Origin of the sequence: Fibrobacter succinogenes, assembly GCF_902779965.1 — a bacterium.
Classification (GTDB): Bacteria; Fibrobacterota; Fibrobacteria; order Fibrobacterales; family Fibrobacteraceae; genus Fibrobacter; species Fibrobacter succinogenes_F.
This window is the reverse complement of record NZ_CACZDK010000009.1, coordinates 29275-47593: the sequence shown is the minus strand read 5'-3', so window position 1 is coordinate 47593 and position 18319 is coordinate 29275. Positions and strand designations below refer to the sequence as shown.

Here is an 18319-nt window from a genome sequence, read left to right as displayed (position 1 = left end):
TGTTGCAACAAATGAAAAAAAATTTTCTTTATTTGCCTGATATCACGCTAGAAATGCATTCTGAAAGGGTTTCAGAGGCTCGATTGGACACTTTTACGTCTTGAAATTGGCTTTTGACAGCTTGTGTGCGGTCTTTAAAACGCGCTCTATCCGAGAGAATTATTACGTTTTGTGTTTCAGAGATGTCGTTTACATTGATTTTTACGTCAGCGCGAATAAGAAATTTGGGGTATAAGAGTCGATACTTGTCTGAAATTGCGTCGGCTATACTAAAAACAGGGTCGATTAAAAGGGCTATGTTGTCCTTTTTCACTTGTTTGGTGGCCAAAATTGCACCTGTGCCGCGTCCTGCCACGATTTTTGGGGCTTTGCCGTTTATTTGTGAGGCGCATTCATAGATCATTTGGGCGTCGGGTTCGAATGTTTCTTGTGAAGGTGTTCCTTTATTGTTCCCGCTACCGCGATAGTTGAACGTGACGGCAGCGTAGTCGGGGAGGCTGTCGAGCTCGGCGAGGAACTGGGCGGCATCTTCTTCGGCGTCGGGATAGTAGAGAAGAACGTTATCATGTTTGTTTCCGATAACAAAACCTTCAAGAATAGTGTTGTCGTCGAGGGTGCAGGAGATGCTTTGGGCCTTATCTGCAATGGCGTCGCGGGCTTCGTTGTGGGTGATGGCACGTGGGAAGGCGTTCCTTCGTTCGGTCAAGGCTAAATAAAAGACCATACTAATATATATAAGGAGGAGGATTCCCGTGAATCTGAGAATCCGGCCGATTGTTCCCAAAGCGAGTTCTTTTATTTTCATAGTAGTTATTGGTCAATAGTCATTGGTTACTAGCGAGTTCATTTGTAAATCTAGTATTTCTTTAATAAAGGAGTTGTGACTTGGTCACACGTTGTAAGAGGGGAACTGTAACTGGATCCTTCAGCCCTGCGGGCTTCTGGATGACGTCGTAAGGTGCCCCGACATGGTGCCGGGGTGACAATGCAGTATAAGAATTCACACATGCGTAAGCCAATAGAAGTGAAAATAGCACAAACACCTGAAAGGCGAGTGATGCAGGATTGCTTGCAATCCTATATCCGAGCCGTAAGGTGTTGCACGAAGTGCAAATGCGTAAGGCGAGCGTCGCACCCAAGCTGGCTTGGGTATGACCGAGACCAGCATTTGGCGTTATGGCCCGAAGGGCCTATAACGCAAAAGGACTCCCGGTGGAGTACAACCGGGAGTCCGAGGGATGGGATTGGGTGTTCCTTTAAATTACGCTATTTTTTTTGAAAACGTATCACTTCGAAAATAAAAAGTGTTCCCAAGGTGTTCTTTTTCACAAGTTCTATAAGGAACAGACGGCTTTTAAGGGGTATTTTCGAAAAATAGGTGTTCCCAAAAAAGTCAAAAAAAATTAGATTTTCTATTGATGAACGTATACGCCTATTATAATTATCGAAAGTATCTTCAGGACTATTACGAGTACCGTAAGTCCGTCCAAAGATATTTCTCGTACCGGTCTTTCGCAAAGAAGGCTGGGTATTCTTCGTCCGGTTTGTATCTGGATTTGATTCGTGGTCGAAAGTCGCTTACCCAACAAATGATTCCGAAGTTTATCGAAGCTCTCGGACTTAATGAAAGGGAAGGCCGTTACTTTGCTTTGATGGTGGATTTCACGCATGCTACGACGGCATCTTCGAAGCAGCAAATCTTTGACCAGATGTCGGCTCTTTTACCGCGCACGATCAAGAACTTGACCAAGAACCAGCAGGAATACTATAGTAAGTGGTATTATGTTGTAGCGCGCGAAGCTCTTGCCGTCTTGAAAATCAACGACAAGAATATTCAGGAACTTGCGCTTTTCTTGAATCCGAAAATTTCTCTCCCGCAGGCTAAGCAAACTATCCAGCTCCTTCTTAATTTGGGACTTATAGAGCTCGGCGAAGATGGATTCTACCATTCCGTAAATAAGGCGATTACGAATGGCAGTGAAATCGCCCCGCTTTTCGTTCATCAGTTCCAAAAGCAGATGATTGATTTGGGTAAAGATGCGCTGGATCACTACAGTACCGAACGTAGAAATGTATCTTGTATGACGATGAGCGTCTCGGCGCAGGGATTGGAAAGGATCATCAGCAAGATTGATTTGTTCCGAAAGGAGATTGTGGATATTGTTCGTTCTGATGAAGGCGAATCCATGGTTTGCGAATTGAACATCCAGTTCTTCCCGCTGAGCAAGGAAAAGGTGGCTCTGCCTCCGGAAGCGGACGTAGAGGAGGGTGTTGATGAAGTTGATTAAATCGTACATAGGACTGTTTGCTGCAGTTTGTGCCGGCATGCTCGCTTGCTCAAGCGACCATGATGTCGCTGGCACTGTTACGGATACGGGTAATACAATTGCTCTCGGGGGCGTGGTGACTCGTACCAATGGTTCGCCTGCTGTAGCAGCCTTGGTCCGCGTTGCTCGTGAACCAGATGCCGGTGATTCTCTTGTTGAAGCTGAATATATCGAAACGCTTACGGACTCGCAGGGCGTGTTCTCGTTCGATTCTGTATTTGCCGATACCTTCCAGCTTGCCGTTGTCGATGCGGAATATCAAGAAATTTCGTATGAGCCGCGTGCTACAAAGAATTCCGGAAAGCAGGATAGCATCAAGCTTAAAAAGGCAGCCGTGTTCAGCAGTGTGCTTTATTACGAAGATATGGTTGAACCTTCTATGGCGGTTGGCTCTCACTTCAAGGTCTATGTGCCTGGAACTCCGTTCTCGCAGAGCGTATTTGCCGGTGATTCCTTCTCGATCTTGATTCCTGAAGGTTCGTCGTGGTTCGGCTTCTGCCCAGGTGATCCGCAGATTGTGGCTCGACTTGCGGATTCCGGAGTTGCAGATTCGTTAATTTATCGTACATGGAACATTGATGGCGATGTCAAGTCTGGGGATACGATTTCGAAGGGCCCGTTCATTTGGAGCCCGACGATGGATGTCGATTCGTTGATAAAGCTTGAAGAAAAGAAAAAGAAAGAAAAGAAGCCTGCATATTTGTCGGGTGTCGTGAAATGCAATAAGGATAGCGTTTGTTCGAAAGTCCAGGTGCAGATGATTACGGACCTTTATGGCTTTGATTTTGTCGAAGGTGATTCCACTCGCTTTGTGATGCAGACCGAGACGGATGATTCTGGGCGCTGGTTCTTGCAGGTGCCGAAATCTGTTCCGTATGATAGCCTTCGCATGGAATATCGTTTGCTGGACAACGAAGGCAATGTGACTCTGGCTGGGCTTAGCCGCTATGTGCGCGCCTCGGAAATCAAGGACTTGAAGGATACTCTTTTGGTGGATTCTACGGAACTTACCAAGACTTCTGTTCTCGTGAGCGGTGTGATGCTGGCTATCAATGTTGCTGCGGATTCTGCTAAAGCCGTAGATGAACAAGCGCAAAAACAGCCCGATGATAATTCGATCCAGTCGGATAATTGTAAGGTGAATAGCTTGAATAGCGTGGTTGTTGGCCTCAAGGGAACTTCTCATTTTGTAAGAGACGTGACTTGCAATATGTTTAAGATCAGCAACCTCCCTGCCGGCGGACATGACCTCGTGCTTTACTCGGGCGACCCCAAGGTGGTCAAGACGCTTAAGGAAGTTGGGCTTTCTTTGGACTCTATCGTGACGATTACGCACGTGCAGTTGCCTAAAGGTGATACGCTTGACCAGCAGTGGATGACTTTTGAGCCTCCAACTTTAAAGACTGATAAATAATTTTCAAAATACCCCTTGCAAAAATGAAAATTATTTTCTAAAATTGGTGCGCACTGATGAGCTATGGTGTAACGGTAGCACAACAGATTCTGACTCTGTTTGTCTAGGTTCGAATCCTGGTAGCTCAACTAAAGTCCCTCTACTCCGAGGGGCTTTTTTGTTATTGGGACAATTGTGATTGCTCATGTTGCGTAATTTCAGATAATTAGTGCTTAAAGAATTGAAAATTTGAAAAAATTGCGTTTTTTACGTAAAAAAGTTGGAAAATGCGGGGATGTTTACGTAATTTTGCGTACAAATTAAACAAAATTAGGGTGAAGTTGGCGCTTTTTGGGGTGTTTTGTTGCTTTTTGGCTCGAAAAATAGCCTTGAAAGGTAGCTGAAAACGTAAAAAAATCAAAAAATATTACAGATAAAGTTAAAAATTTACGTAAGAAATGGATGATATTGGGTTGTTTTTACGTAAATTAGGGCGTTTTTTAGAAATTTGAATTATTACAGATTATTTAGTTTGTTCTTGCTCGATTGCTTTGTCGGCTTTTATTAGGTGTTAGGGGGGGGGGCGGCTACGCCGATTATTATGGACGTGCGGAGCGCGTGATGATATTCTTATAACTTGTGACCTACAACCTAATTCCTATATTTGAACCATGGAATTTTTTGACTACTTTGAAGAGGTTTATGGCGAGCGCTGGCCTGCATTGCTAGAATCGCTGAAGGGCGAAGGATGCGCGACAAAGCTCCAGTTTGGGGAATCGCTTGAACCGTACTTTTTGGACGAGGCTTCGGTCTTTGCTGCTAAAGCGCTTGGCGTTGAGCCTGGAATGGATGTGCTCGATATGTGTGCGGCTCCGGGTGGGAAGTCGCTTGTGATTGCATCGATGCTCAAGGGTGAGGGCTCTCTTCAATGCAACGACCGTTCGCCGGACAGAAGGCTTCGCTTGCAGCATGTTCTTGAAAATTCCTTGCCGCAGTCTTGGCGTTCGATTATTAACGTGACGGGCTACGATGGCGTGAAGTTCGGCATGCACAAAAAAGAATGTTACGACCGTATTTTGCTTGATGCTCCTTGCTCGTCGGACAGGCATGTGCTCAATGCTCCTGCGCATTTGGAAGTTTGGTCGGTGAAGCGTGTGAAACGCCTTTCGGTGGAGCAGGGCTCGCTTTTGGCATCAGCGGTAGATGCACTTCGGCCGGGTGGAGAGCTGATTTACGGAACTTGCGCTCTTTCGCCGTTGGAAAACGATGCCGTGGTGGCAAAGATCTTGAAAAAACGCAAGATGATGGAATTTGTTCGTATTGAAGACTTGCCGGAGGGCGCTGACCGCACTGAACTTGGGGTGCATATTTTGCCGGACAAGGCCCATGGCTGCGGGCCTATCTATTGCGCGAAGATGCGGAAGGTGTGTTAGAGCTTAGAACTTAGAACACTCCTTTTGCTCTAAAAGAAAATAACTAAATTCTAAGAGCGAAGCGGGCTAAGTTCTGCCTACTAATCACTAACCACAAATCACTAAATACTAATAATTGCTATATTGCTATCGGTAAATAGGAGATTTTTTATGGCTGCTTTAAATCTTACTGCAGAATCCTTTGATCAGGTTATTTCTAGTGGTCAACTTGTGCTTGTTGACTTTTGGGCTACTTGGTGCCGTCCGTGCATGATGATGGGACCAATCGTTGAAGATCTTGCTAACGAATTTGATGGTCGCGTCGTTGTGGCGAAGATTAACGTTGATGACGAAGGCGTTTCGGACATTTGCGGCCGCTTTGGCATCACGAACATCCCGAATATGAAGCTGTTCAGGAATGGCGTCGAAGTGGGTAACGTTGTCGGTGCTGTGCCTAAGGCAACGCTCAAGAGTGCCATCGAGAAGAACCTGTAAAATTTGGTCTAGGGTCATTGGTTGCCGGATATAAACTCTAATGACTAATAACTAATGACCAACAACTAACGACTAATATCCATTTATAACATGCTCACAAAACGTTTAATTGTCTGCTTGGATGTGCGTAACCGCAAGGTCACGAAGGGTGTAAAGTTTAAGGGCAATATCGACATTGGCGATCCCGTAGAAATGGGAGCGCATTACAGTGATGATGGTGTCGATGAACTCGTCTTTTACGATATCACCGCGAGTGCCGAGAATCGTCCGTGCGACATGGAAATGATTCGCCAGATTGCAAAGCGCGTGTTTATTCCGTTTGCTGTTGGCGGTGGTATCCGCAACCTGGACGATATGCACGAAGCGCTTTTGGCTGGTGCCGAGAAGGTGAGCGTGAACAGCCTTGCCGTGTTGCACCCGGAAATCATTGCCGAAGGTGCCAAGGCTTTTGGACGCCAGTGCATTGTGCTTGGCATGGATGCGAAGTTCGTGGGCGTATCGGACAAGATTCCGAGCGGTTACGAAGTGTTTATTCGCGGCGGTCGCCAGGCGATGGGCATCGATGCTTTGCAGTGGGCAAAGCGAGCCGAAGAGCTTGGTGTGGGCGAAATTTGTTTGAACTCCATCGATACGGATGGCGTTAAGAACGGTTACGAACTCACGATTACCGACATGATTGCAAAAGCGGTGCAGGTGCCGGTGATTGCAAGCGGTGGTGCCGGAACGCCGGACCACATTGTAGATTTGTTCCGCAAGACGAGTGCAGATGCTGCGCTGGTCGCGTCTATGGTGCATTTTGGCGATTATACTGTGCCGGGAATCAAGAGCGAAATGCTTGCCGCCGGAATCCCTGTGCGCAAGAAGATGAACGGCGAGGTATAAGTTGAATCCAGAAGTTGCCGTAAAGATTTTTGAAGCTGGCAAAAGTGCCGGGGCTGACTTTGTTGAAATTTTCGAAGAGGAAACCCGCAGTTCAAGCCTCGGCTTGAAAGATCGCCAGATTGAAACCGCGACCGCGGGTACCGAGTACGGTATCGGCGTTCGCCTTTTGTACGGGACGGAAGTCCTGTACGGCTTTACGAGCGACGACAGCGAAGAGGCGCTGGTAAAGCTAGTGAAAACGCTCGCGTTCGGGCGCATTGCCGCAGCGGCGGGGGCGGAAGGCTCGGCCGCAAGGCCTTTTGAATTTGCACCTGAAAAGCGCGTTTGCGATTTTAACGCTGCTGCCTATAAGGATCCGCGTGTGCTGGGTCAGTCCATGAAGCAGGATTTTTTGTTCCGTGCAGATAAAGCGGCTCGTGCACTTTCGTCCAAGATTGCGCAAGTGGGCGCGAGCGTGACAGATAGCTGCACTTCGATTTCGCTTATGAACAGCGAAGGCTTGCACCTCGAAATGACGCGCGGTCGCTTGCGCGTGAATGTGAACGTGACGGCAACGGACGGAACGGAACGATTGACAACGCACGAAGCACCGGGCGCTCTCGGCGGCTACGAACTTTTAACAAACTATTCTCCAGAAGCGTTGGCCACGGTATGCGGCGAGCGCGTGCTGCGCATGTTGGATGCCGGTTATATTGCTGGTGGCCAGATGCCGGTGGTGATGGGGAATGGCTTTGGCGGTGTGATTTTCCATGAAGCTTGCGGACATCCGCTTGAAACGGAATCGGTGCGTCGTAATGCAAGTCCGTTCTGCGGAAAGCTTGGCGAAGCAATTGGCCAGCCATGCCTTACCGCCATTGACGATGGCACGATGGATGGCGTATGGGGCAGCCTCAAGTATGACGACGAAGGCACTCCGACGCAGCGCACGGTGCTGATTGAAAACGGAATCTTGAAGACTTACATGAGCGACCGCGTGGGCGCTATGGAAGTGGGCATTGCCCGCACGGGAAGTGCTCGCCGCGAAAGCTACAAGTATGCTCCTGTAAGCCGCATGCGCAATACGTTTATCGCTCCGGGCAAGGATTCGCTCGATTCCATGGTTGCTAGCGTGGATAACGGACTTTACGCTGCCCGCATGGCTGGCGGTTCTGTAAATCCGGCGACGGGCGAGTTTAACTTTGCCGTGGATGAAGGATATGTTATCCGTAATGGAAAAATTTGCGAACCGGTGCGAGGTGCAACTCTTATTGGCAAAGGCCACGAAATCATGCCGAGAATCAGCATGGTGGGGTCGGACTTTGAGCAAGCCGCTGGCGTTTGTGGCGCTTCGTCGGGACATGTGCCAGTAACCGTTGGGCAACCGTCTATTAAAGTCGATCAAATCTTAGTCGGAGGGCGGTAGCCGATTATCCGATGCGAAGAAGCCCTCGTGAGAGGGCTTTTGAGTATCGAAGGTTCATCAAAAACAGTCGGAGGGCGGTAGCCGATTATCCGATACGAAGAAGCCCTCGTGAGAGGGCTTTTGAGTATCGAAGGTTCATCAAAATCAGTCGGAGGGCGGTAGCCGATTATCCGATACGAAGAAGCCCTCGTGAGAGGGCTTTTGAGTATCGAAGGTTCATCAAAAACAGTTGGAGGGCGGTAGCCGATTATCCGATGCGAAGAAGCCCTCGTAAGAGGGCTTTGCTGTACAAGATTTGACTGGGTCCTTCGTTACACTCAGGACGACGGGGATGCGACCATCAGCTAAAATTTTGAAAATCCTATAAAGGAAAAAGCCCTCGTAAGAGGGCTTTTGAGTATTATGGGTTGTCATCGCGAGGTAAAGTACAAAACGATTTCGAATAAAACAAGAAAACTATGTAAAAAAGAAACAACGGCATCTCGTGAGAGGTGCCGTTGTTTTGGTGTATGGGATGTTTGGTTTTGTATTCTTAAAATAGTTTATTTTGGAATATTCATGGTCGTTTTTGGTACTTTTCCGATGTAAAGTTTTACAACGCTTTTTCACGTGAAAATTTTACGCTACTGGAACTTTTTGTTCCGTTTTGTGAAAGGTGAAAAGATGAAAACTTACAAAAAATATACGAAATTATGAATTTTCTATTGCAAGTTCAAGCGCGTTAAACTATTTTTCTGTTAGAAATTTAAAAGAAGGATGAAAAACAATGAAAAAATTACATCTGACACGTTTTGCCGCCGTGGCGACAGTCGCTCTGATGGGGACAACCGCTGCGTGGGGAGCGGATGGGACTGGTTGGTCTACTGTTGCTAATACTGAATTGCAGCTGTTTTCGAGGGGGACTACGAATAAAGTCTTGATTGGAGATGATGATATTTCCTCTAATTTATCTGGGATTAATAAAATTGTCGTTTTTCGTGATGCAGCTGCAAAAACGTACTCCACTCTTATGCTTCCGGTGGCCGTTAAGGTAAACGAAGCTAAGGAATTTACGATGGGCGAAGGAAAGGTGGAAGCTGCTTATTACCCGGAGAGCTATAATCCGGAGACGTTCACGCTTGACATGAAAAGTACCGATGAAATTAAAGCGAACACTCCATACATTGTTGAGGTCTCGGGTACTCCTCAAAGATTTGATTTCGAAAAAACTTCAGGTTCTTATACAATTGTGTCTACCGGCGATAACGAACATGCTACTACGTTGAATAGTACTTGCTGGCAATTCACTGGTTCATATGTGCAAAATAGTTGGGGATCTGCGGAAAACCTTTATGGTTTCGATGCTGCTGATGGTGTTTTTGTTAAAGCTCTCAGCGCGACAATTTATCCAATGCGTGCTTACTTGACCTGTAAAAATGCTAGCCCTGTGTATGGTTTGGGTAAAGTTGCAGCCGAGGAAACTCTCCCGGATGTCATCAAAGTTCGTTTCTTGGATAAGGACGGCGGGACATTGTCCATCGGCAAGATGAACACCAGAACCGGCGACATCCAGATGCAGGACCGTTACTATGACCTCAAGGGCCGCAAGCTGAACGGCAAGCCCCAGAACAAAATCATGTACGTCAACAAGAAAGTCATTAAGCACTAGTCAAAAGGAGCAAAAATTATGAAGAAAAAAGAATACGAAACTCCTAAGATGGATACAATTGATTTCGAATACAAGACAACCCTTTTGGCCGGTTCTGCTAGGGAAAATGTTATCTTTGGCATGAATAATGACGATGTTACAAATCCCAAGGCTTAAGCCTTGAAAAATTCTCTTGACGAAATGTTTTGTGAACTCCTGCGAGTGTCTCTCGGGCTCTCGCAGGTTTTTCCGTATATTCCGACTTCTGAAGAATGGCAGTCGCTCTATACAATGGCGCACCGCCAAACGCTTTTAGGGGTTGTTTATAATGCCTTTGCCCATTTGCCCAAGGAATCGCTGCCTCCGCATTTGTTAATGTTGCTTTGGGCGAGGGATGCCGAAGCTATCCGCGGCAAGAACCGCCTTATGAATCAGGAATCGGCCCGTTACACACAACTGTTTGCCGAACGCGGGTTCCGCAGTGCTATTTTGAAAGGTCAAGCTAACGCTCGCTTGTATCCTGATCCGTTTTCAAGGCAACCCGGCGATATCGACATCTATGTTCCCGGCGGTTACGACAAAGTTCAGGAGTTATTGCATAGTCTGGGGATTCAAAACCTTGAACATTTAACTCCTGATTATCACGACATTGAATTTATAAACGAGAAAGGTGTTCTTGTAGAGGTTCATCACAAGCCTACTTCTGCAACATACGCGATTCGGTTAAATAAAACCTATGACGAAGTCCTAAAAGTTCTTGAACCTGAACTTGAGAATGTAACGCTTACGCCTGAAGGATTTTATAGCCCGAGTATCCGATTTGCTTTGCTGATGCAATTAGTTCATTTGTTCAAACACGCGTTGCTTTCTGGAGTGAGCCTGAGGCATTATATGGATTATTATATACTGCTGACTCGTTCAACTGAGGCCGATCGCCAATATGCGTGGGAGTTTGCAAAAAAAATTGGTATGAAAAGCGGTTGTGCCGCCATCATGGGTGTTCTTGGGCGTGTTTTCAAGTTACCTCAAGATAAAATGCTTTGCAAGCCTAGCAGATTTTATAGCAGAGTCCTATACAAGTCTACATTTGCAGAGGGCGATTTTGGGGCGAAAAAAGCTTATCGTCGTAATGTGCTTAAGCGCTGGTTCGACGACCGTGTTCAGAATTTGCGCATATTCCCGATAGCTCCCCGGTATTACATTTATAAGGAATCTAATTACTGGGTAAAAACAATTTCGCTTATTCCCGAGCGTGTTCGACGTCGGAAAATTGCACTTTAACTAAAATTGAAACTTCGCCATGGCGGAGTCCTCTTTTTTTATTTTACACATTTTTTTACTAATTTGTGAATTGATGGAACGCTTTGAAAAAGATGCTTTGTATGAACTTTTGCGGATAGCGCTAGATGACGAACGCTCGCCGTGCTCTTTTTCGCATAAGCTGATCGCAGAATCTTGGGATAATCTACATACGGAATGTGCCAAGCAACTTGTTACAGGGGTTGTTTATAGGGCTATTTGCCGTTTGCCTCATGATTTACAGCCGCCTCATAAAATTGTATTGCGTTGGGCTCTCGAAGCGGAAACCATCAAGGGGCAGAATAAGCTTTTGAATGCGGAAGCTGCTAGGCTTACGGAATTGTTTGCGGTACAAGGGTGCAAAACAGCGGTGCTCAAGGGGCCTGCCAATGCTTTGCTTTACCCGGACCCCTATATGCGACAGGTCGGGGATATTGACTTGTGGGTTGATGGCGGGCGCGACCATGTTTTTGCGATATTGAAAAAATTGGGGTATAAAATTCATGAATGGGATTTAAACGCACCGCACCATGTTCACTTGGATCCAGAAGAAAATGGTATTCCCGTAGAGGTTCATTACAGGCCGTCTTTTGGCACGTGGAATCCGTTTGCGAGTTCGCGTCTCTTGTGTTTTTTGGAAAAAGAAATCCGGAATGTAGAACGGAGTTGCGAAGGTTTTTATGTTCCGTCAATCAAGTTTGCGCTTGCGATGCAGTTGGCCCACATTCATGTTCATTTTATTAGGGATGGTGTAGGGCTAAAACAAATTCTGGATTACTGCATGTTGCTGAAACATTCTTCCGAGGATGATCGGTGCGAAATTGCAAAGGAACTTTCGAATTTTGGACTTTTGAAAGTTTGCAAGGCGCTCATGTGGATTATGGGCTACGTGTTTGAACTCGATGAACACATGATGCTTTGCAAACCTGATGAAAAACTTGGCCGAAAAATGCTATCCTTAATACAAAAAGGCGGTAATTTTGGCATTTATGCAACGGATTCGTTGAATGAATTTTCAAGGAACTTTGTTGTTCGCTTTTTGAAGCATCGTTGGCGTAATCTGCATGTGTTTTGGTTTGCTCCTGTTGATGTTTTAATGTGCGAATTGGAATACTGGAAACGTTTTGCTAGATCTATTTCTGTTAGGATTAAATTGCGGCGATTGTCGCTTTGGGATTTGTCTCACTCTAAATTTGTAAAAAAAGAAGCTCGATGATTAAGAAGTTTTTTAAAGTTGCAGAACATTTTTTTGCGGTAGAAACCGGCGATGAAATTTTATCGCAAATGAGTAATTACGCTCCATTTGCGGTTGATTTGTGTGAAAATCCTGTATTTTCGGTTGCCGTGCAAGAAGCTACCGCGCCCAGATACACCGAAGAAATCCGTCAGGATGAAGAAGGTCAATCTATTATTTGCGGGCGTACTGCTGATGGATTGCTCGTTTTTGAATTTTTATTGTTCGGCATATCTACGGGTGTTTTGGTTTGCGATAGTACGCTAAAACAGTCCGCTTTATATTTGACTCCGAGAGATGTTTTGGCGATGTCGGTTGATGATGTCCAGCGAAAGCATGTTTTTGCTTTGAACAATTCGTTGATGGTTTTGTTTGCGCTTGCAACGTCTGAATTGGATACGGCGTTGTTCCATGCGGCGGGAATCCGTTACAATGGCCTTGGCTATTTATTCTTGGGCAAGAGCGGAACGGGTAAAAGCACCCATGCAAGGCTCTGGCTCAAGTACAACGAGGGCTCCGAGCTGTTTAATGACGATAATCCTGTAGTGCGTTTGTTCAAAAATTCGGATGGAAAACCGATTGCTAAAGTTTTCGGCTCGCCGTGGAGCGGTAAGACGCCTTGCTACAAAAATGTCGAAATGGAAATGGGCGGATTTGTGTTGCTTGCGCAAGCTCCGTTCAATAGGATTTCGCCGTTGAAAGGTGTGGCGGCATACGCTGCCATTTTGCCGTGTATTTCAGGAATGCGATGGAATAAAGAAATGGCCGATGGATTGCATAAAACGCAAAACGCTCTTGTGGCTAGTGTTCCGTCGTGGTATTTAGAATGCCTACCGGATGAAGCGGCTGCAAAGTTGTGTTGTAAAACCGTCGTTCGCAAAAATGGGGATTCCGCGCCATGAACGGTTCGGGAAAAAAAGATGACTCGCTGATTCTTGCCGAGGCGATTCGCCTGGTCAAGAGTGGCGTAAGCGTCACGTTTCCGGTAAACGGGCGGAGCATGTTGCCGTTTATCGTGGGCGGGCGCGATAGCGTCATTCTGGAAAAACCGAAATCTTTACAGCGTGGCGATGTGGTGCTTGCTCTTGTTAAAACGAATGGACCCGAAAAACATTACGTTGTACATCGAATTGTTGCACTGGATGGCGAGCATGTGGTGCTCATGGGTGATGGAAATCTTGCTTTGCGGGAACATTGTGAAGTATCGGATGTTTGTGCCAAGGTGATTTGCGTTGTAAAACCGAATGGGAAAAAATACGCTATGGCGGCTTGGCAATACCGAATCGCTGCAAAAATATGGTATATTCTGTTACCGGTTAGACGTTATTTACTATGGATTTATAGGAAGATAAAAAAATGAAAATCAAGAAAGGTTTTGTGCTGCGCGATGTGTGCGGTGAACAGGTGATTATGGGTGAAGGTATTGGTGCTCTCGATTTTGGACGCCTCCTTTGCTTGAACGAAACGGCGGCTTGGCTTTGGAAAAAAGCTGAAGAAATGGGTGATTTTGCGGTGGATTCCCTTGCTGAAGCGCTTTGCGGCGAATACGACGTTAGCGCAGAACAGGCTAAGGCCGATGTGGCTGCGATTGTCGCCGAATGGCAAAAGGTGAACGTGCTCGAATGAAATATATCGCTTGGCTGTGGCGCGGAACAAAGGGCTTTCGCGTAAATATTGTCGCTCGCATTTTCGCGGGGATCGCACGCGTGGCATGCGGTCTTTTGATGATATGGCTCAGCAAGCGGTTTATTGACGAAACGATACGCACTGGATCGCAAGATGATATTGTGCGTATGATTGCGTTCCTTGTTTTTACTGTGGTGGGGACGATTGTCCTTAGGCTCTTGTATTATTACATGACCGCATCGGCTACGGTGAAAATGACTAATGCGCTAAGGCTGTTCTATTTTGGCACGTTGTTTAAGCGACCGCTTTTTGATGGGCATGAATTGCATTCGGGCGATGTGTCGTCGAGGCTTTCGAAGGATATCGAAACGGTATCGACTTCGGTGATTGATACGCTCCCGCAGATGGCGGTGACGGGAATCCAGCTTGTGGGTGCGTTCCTTTTGATGCGTTGGTTTGATGCGCGGCTGGCTTGGGCGCTGCTGTTGCTTACGCCTGTGATGGTCGTGGTGGGTAAGCTGATTTCGCGCAAGCTGCGCAAGATGACGTTGGACATCCGCGAGGGCGAAAGCCGCATCCAGATGCAGGTGCAAGAAGGCGTGGAATACAATGCCGTGTTGCGTTCGCTCGAAAGCGAAAGCTGGGTGATGGAACGGCTTGGTTTAAAACAAAATAAGCTTGAACGCGATGTGCTGCGGCGGACTCGTTTTACGACGGTCGCGCGTTTTGCGATTGGTTCTGCGTTTGGACTTGGCTATTTGCTAGCTTTTATTTGGGGCGGGCTTGGGCTGCGCGATGGGACGATTACGTTTGGTGTGATGACTTCTTTTTTGCAGTTGGTTGGGCAAATCCAGCACCCGATTTTGACGTTGCTTGGGATGGTGCCGCAATTGGTGCATTCGACCGCTAGCATTGATCGATTGGATGAACTGGAGAAAAAGGCCACGGATGATGCAGGGGAGTGCGCGGATGAAACGCATGGGGACGAGTGCGGAAAAATTCCCTCTGAAATGTCTTTGGAATCGCATTCAGAACGGCCCGATAAAATGTTAAAGGAACTGCGCGGGCGCCTTGGCTTGCGGTTTGAGAATGTGCGCTTTGGGTATGCCGGTGGGGATTGCGAAATAGTCCGTAATTTTTCGCACGATTTTATGCCCGGGAGCAAGGCTGCAATTATGGGCGAGACTGGTAAAGGCAAGACGACTTTGTTCAGGCTTTTGCTCGGTTTTGTAAAGCCGGATAGCGGTCGCATGGTAATTTATTCGAATGGATCCGTTGTGGATGTTTCGGAAGAGACTCGTTCGAATTTTGTGTATGTGCCGCAAGGCAACACGCTGATGAACGGCTCTGTGCGCTACAATTTGCAGTTGGCAAAAACCGATGCGACTGAAGAAGAAATGCGTCGTGTATTGCATATTGCTTGTGCTGAATTTGTGAATGATTTGCCGAATGGCCTGGATTGCGAAATTGGCGAACGCGGGCATGGGCTTAGCGAAGGCCAGGCGCAGCGTATTGCAATTGCCCGTGGGCTTTTGCGCCCAGGCAACATTTTGCTGTTCGACGAAATTAGTTCTTCGCTGGATGAGGAAACCGAAGCGGAACTTTACCGCCATTTATTTGAGGCTTTTCCGGAAAAGACGATGATTTTCGTGACGCACCGTACTGCGGTTTGCGAAATGTGCGATGAAACGGTGAGACTGTAGGCTAGCACGTTGTGATAAATGAGTGAGGTGGTTCCTGCTAAGGTTGGTGAACTCGGTTGGTGAGCTCGTCGAACTACGCGGCTTTTGGGAATGCCGCTTTGGGGCTGTTTCAAAAAAATCCTCTGAATCGTTGCTTTTGAAACGCTACCGTGTTATTTTTTGAATAGGTGGGGGGCCTGGAACGGCTGAAATTGCCACTTTTTCGTTGAAATTTGCGATTTTGGAATGTTTGGGGACTTTTGGCACGCGGTTTGCAATAGGGATGGGGAAAAAAGAAAAGCGAGGATAAAATGTCCGATTTTACTAACGATGCAGAAAAGGTTTTGGCAAAAGCGCAGAGTTTGCGCGACCGTTGCTCGCATTCCTACTTGGGTGCGGCGCATTTGGCCGTTGGCCTTGTGGAAGGTCCCGATGCGACCTTGAAGAAACTCTATAAATCCAAGGGCGTCAAGACGAACGAACTCCGTGGCCGTTTGGAACCGTTTGTCCAGAAAATCCCGCGCATGGAAGGCGTGAACCCGGATGTGGAACCGGATAGCGACTTGAACCGTATTTTGCGTGCGGCTGTGCAGGCGGCGCGTCAGGTCAGCCGAATGGTCACGCCGGGTGATTTGCTGGTGGCGCTCATGAAGTTCTCGGGCGACCGTGCGCTTTCGAAGGTATTTGCCGATGCGCTTGGTTCTACAGAAGTGGTGGAAACTTGGCTTTCGGACCCGTTTGCGGGTGCCGCGAATGCCGAAGAACAGTCTCCGCTGAAACTCTACGGTCGTGAACTTGTCGAAATGGCGGCTGACGGAAAGCTTTCGCCGGTGATTGGCCGTGAAGAAGAAATCCGTCGTGTGATTTTGATTTTGAGCCGTAAGACAAAGAACAATCCGTGCTTGGTCGGTGAACCGGGTGTGGGTAAGACTGCTATTGTCGAAGGCCTTGCCGAACGTATTTACCGCGGTGACGTGCCGGATGCGTTGAAGGGCAAGAAGGTCTTTGCGCTTGATTTGTCTGCGTTGATGGCGGGTGCAAAATACCGTGGCGACTTTGAAGAAAGGCTCAAGGCGGTTATTGACGCTATTGAAGAAGATGGCAACACGCTTATGTTCATCGATGAACTCCACAACATTGTGGGGGCCGGCAAGACCGAAGGCTCGATGGACCTTGGCAATATGTTAAAGCCGAAGCTTGCTCGTGGTGAACTCCATTGCATTGGTGCGACGACGACTCAGGAATACCGCAAGTACATCGAAAAGGATTCTGCTTTGGAACGTCGATTCCAGCCGGTGCAGGTTTCGGAACCGAGCGAAGACGAAGCCATTTCCATCTTGCGTGGCATTAAGGAAGGCTTTGACGCGCACCATGGCGTACGTCTGCACGACAACGCGCTCGTGGCTGCAGTGAAACTTTCGAATCGTTACATCAGTGATCGATTCTTGCCGGACAAGGCTATTGACTTGATTGACGAGGCGGCAAGCCTTGTGAAAACGCAGATGGACACGGTCCCGGAAGCGCTCGATACCTTGCAGCGTAAGGAACTCCAGATGAAAATCGAGGAGCAGGCCTTGGCAAAAGAAACGGACGCAAACAGCGTAAAGCGCTTGAAAGAGCTCCGTGAAGAACTTGCGGGTACTGATGCCGAGGTTAAGAAAATGCAGGAACGCTGGCAAGACCGCCGTGCCGCATTTGCCGAAGTGCAGGACTTGAAGAAATCATTGAAGGCTGCGAAGGACGAGATGGAACAGGCGGAAGCCCGTTACGACTTGAATCGTGCCGCGGAACTCAAGTACAACAAGATTGTGAACATCGAGAAGGAACTTGCCGAAAAGACCGAAGCGCTCCGCAAGAGTGCCGAAGAAGGCGGCTTGAGCGAAGAAGTCACGGAAGAGACGATTGCGCTTGTGGTGAGCCGTTGGACGGGTATTCCGGTGACAAAGCTTTGCGAAGGCGAAAAGGCAAAGTTGTTGCACTTGGATGAACGTTTGCATGCCCGCGTGATTGGCCAGGACGAAGCTGTTGAAGCCGTGTCCGAAGCGATTTTGCGTAACCGTAGCGGTTTAAGCCGTGAAAATGCGCCGATTGGAAGTTTCCTCTTCTTGGGCCCGACGGGCGTGGGTAAGACGGAACTTGCAAAGGCTTTGGCTGTGGAACTTTTCGATAGCGAAAATGCGCTTGTCCGTATCGACATGAGCGAATACATGGAAAAGCATAGCGTTAGTCGTTTGATCGGTGCTCCTCCGGGATACGTGGGTTACGAAGAAGGCGGCCAGCTGACCGAAGCTGTGCGTACGCATCCGTACTGCGTGATTTTGCTCGATGAAATCGAGAAGGCGCACCCGGACGTGTTTAATACGCTGTTGCAGGTGTTGGACGATGGTCGTTTGACGGACGGCAAGGGTCGTACGGTGAACTTCAAGAACACCTTGATTTTGATGACCTCGAACTTGGGTGCCGAAAAGTTCCGCTTGAGTGCGGCTAGTGCAAAGAACGGTGAACCGCCGCAGGTTGCGCTTGCTGATGTCGAAGGTGACTTGCACGCGTTCTTCCGCCCGGAATTCTTGAACCGCTTGGACGAAGTGCTTGTGTTCCAGAGCCTCTCGAAAAAGCAGATTCGCGAAATCGTGAAACTCAAATTTGCAGATTTGGCGAACCGCGCTGCCCGTCAGGACTTGGTGCTTACGCTTTCGGATGCGGCGCTTGATGCGATTGCGGAAGGTGCTTACCAGCCGGAATTCGGTGCTCGCCCGATCCAGCGTTACATCGAACGCAACATAGAACGTCCGTTGAGCCATGCAATCCTCTCGGGAACCGTGAGTGCGGCAAAGCCTGCTGTAGTCGATTACAAGAACGGAATGTTTGTGGTGAAGTAGTGATTAGTGGTTAGTGGTTGGTGGTTAGGATTGCGACAAGAACGTTTCTTTTTGCATTCCT

The 18319-nt window shown here is 47.7% G+C and carries 16 protein-coding genes and 1 tRNA gene; 16 read left to right on the top strand and 1 reads right to left on the bottom strand.

Features of this window, described 5'->3' with window-relative positions:
• Positions 1-28: 28 nt before the first annotated feature.
• Positions 29-805 (bottom strand): alpha/beta hydrolase, encoded by a 777-nt coding sequence (locus HUF13_RS06265; RefSeq protein WP_173474326.1) that lies wholly within the window; start codon positions 803-805, stop codon positions 29-31.
• 613 nt (positions 806-1418) lie between these two features.
• Between HUF13_RS06265 and HUF13_RS06260 the strand changes: the two genes are divergently transcribed.
• From HUF13_RS06260 to HUF13_RS06185, 16 genes are all read left to right on the top strand, one after another.
• On the top strand, positions 1419-2288 hold the full coding sequence (locus HUF13_RS06260; RefSeq protein ID WP_173474345.1) for a TIGR02147 family protein: 870 nt from the start codon (positions 1419-1421) through the stop codon (positions 2286-2288).
• Positions 2275-3741 (top strand): carboxypeptidase-like regulatory domain-containing protein, encoded by a 1467-nt coding sequence (locus HUF13_RS06255; RefSeq protein ID WP_173474325.1) that lies wholly within the window; start codon positions 2275-2277, stop codon positions 3739-3741. Before HUF13_RS06260 ends, HUF13_RS06255 begins: the two co-directional genes overlap by 14 nt.
• A 57-nt stretch (positions 3742-3798) precedes the next feature.
• Positions 3799-3869 (top strand) — tRNA-Gln (locus tag HUF13_RS06250).
• Positions 3870-4391: 522 nt separating this feature from the next.
• Positions 4392-5153, top strand: coding sequence for an RsmB/NOP family class I SAM-dependent RNA methyltransferase (locus HUF13_RS06245; protein ID WP_173474324.1), 762 nt, complete (start codon positions 4392-4394; stop codon positions 5151-5153).
• Between the two features lie 150 nt (positions 5154-5303).
• Positions 5304-5627 carry a thioredoxin gene (gene trxA, locus HUF13_RS06240; protein ID WP_173474323.1) on the top strand — a complete coding sequence of 108 codons (324 nt, stop codon included), beginning with the start codon at positions 5304-5306 and terminating at the stop codon, positions 5625-5627.
• Positions 5628-5717: 90 nt separating this feature from the next.
• Complete coding sequence (gene hisF, locus HUF13_RS06235) at positions 5718-6509, top strand: imidazole glycerol phosphate synthase subunit HisF (RefSeq protein WP_173474322.1); 792 nt, start codon at positions 5718-5720, stop codon at positions 6507-6509.
• A 1-nt stretch (position 6510) separates the two neighbouring features.
• Complete coding sequence (locus HUF13_RS06230; RefSeq protein ID WP_173474321.1) at positions 6511-7911, top strand: TldD/PmbA family protein; 1401 nt, start codon at positions 6511-6513, stop codon at positions 7909-7911.
• Between the two features lie 766 nt (positions 7912-8677).
• Positions 8678-9559: a hypothetical protein gene (locus tag HUF13_RS06225; protein ID WP_173474320.1), complete on the top strand. Its 882-nt coding sequence runs from the start codon at positions 8678-8680 to the stop codon at positions 9557-9559.
• 18 nt (positions 9560-9577) lie between these two features.
• Positions 9578-9715, top strand: coding sequence for a hypothetical protein (locus HUF13_RS06220; RefSeq protein WP_173474319.1), 138 nt, complete (start codon positions 9578-9580; stop codon positions 9713-9715).
• 3 nt (positions 9716-9718) lie between these two features.
• Positions 9719-10819, top strand: coding sequence for a nucleotidyltransferase family protein (locus HUF13_RS06215; RefSeq protein ID WP_173474318.1), 1101 nt, complete (start codon positions 9719-9721; stop codon positions 10817-10819).
• Positions 10820-10892: 73 nt separating this feature from the next.
• The gene (locus HUF13_RS06210) at positions 10893-12053 is read left to right on the top strand and encodes a nucleotidyltransferase family protein (protein WP_173474317.1); all 1161 of its coding nucleotides are present in this window, start codon (positions 10893-10895) and stop codon (positions 12051-12053) included.
• The gene (locus HUF13_RS06205; protein ID WP_173474316.1) at positions 12050-12973 is read left to right on the top strand and encodes a hypothetical protein; all 924 of its coding nucleotides are present in this window, start codon (positions 12050-12052) and stop codon (positions 12971-12973) included. Before HUF13_RS06210 ends, HUF13_RS06205 begins: the two co-directional genes overlap by 4 nt.
• On the top strand, positions 12970-13431 hold the full coding sequence (locus HUF13_RS06200) for a S24/S26 family peptidase (protein ID WP_173474315.1): 462 nt from the start codon (positions 12970-12972) through the stop codon (positions 13429-13431). The genes HUF13_RS06205 and HUF13_RS06200 overlap by 4 nt, the downstream gene beginning before the upstream one ends.
• The gene (locus HUF13_RS06195; protein ID WP_173474314.1) at positions 13428-13697 is read left to right on the top strand and encodes a PqqD family protein; all 270 of its coding nucleotides are present in this window, start codon (positions 13428-13430) and stop codon (positions 13695-13697) included. Before HUF13_RS06200 ends, HUF13_RS06195 begins: the two co-directional genes overlap by 4 nt.
• Positions 13694-15400, top strand: a complete 1707-nt coding sequence (locus HUF13_RS06190; RefSeq protein ID WP_173474313.1) for an ABC transporter ATP-binding protein — start codon at positions 13694-13696, stop codon at positions 15398-15400. Before HUF13_RS06195 ends, HUF13_RS06190 begins: the two co-directional genes overlap by 4 nt.
• Before the next feature lie 290 nt (positions 15401-15690).
• On the top strand, positions 15691-18258 hold the full coding sequence (locus HUF13_RS06185; RefSeq protein WP_173474312.1) for an ATP-dependent Clp protease ATP-binding subunit: 2568 nt from the start codon (positions 15691-15693) through the stop codon (positions 18256-18258).
• Positions 18259-18319: the final 61 nt, after the last annotated feature.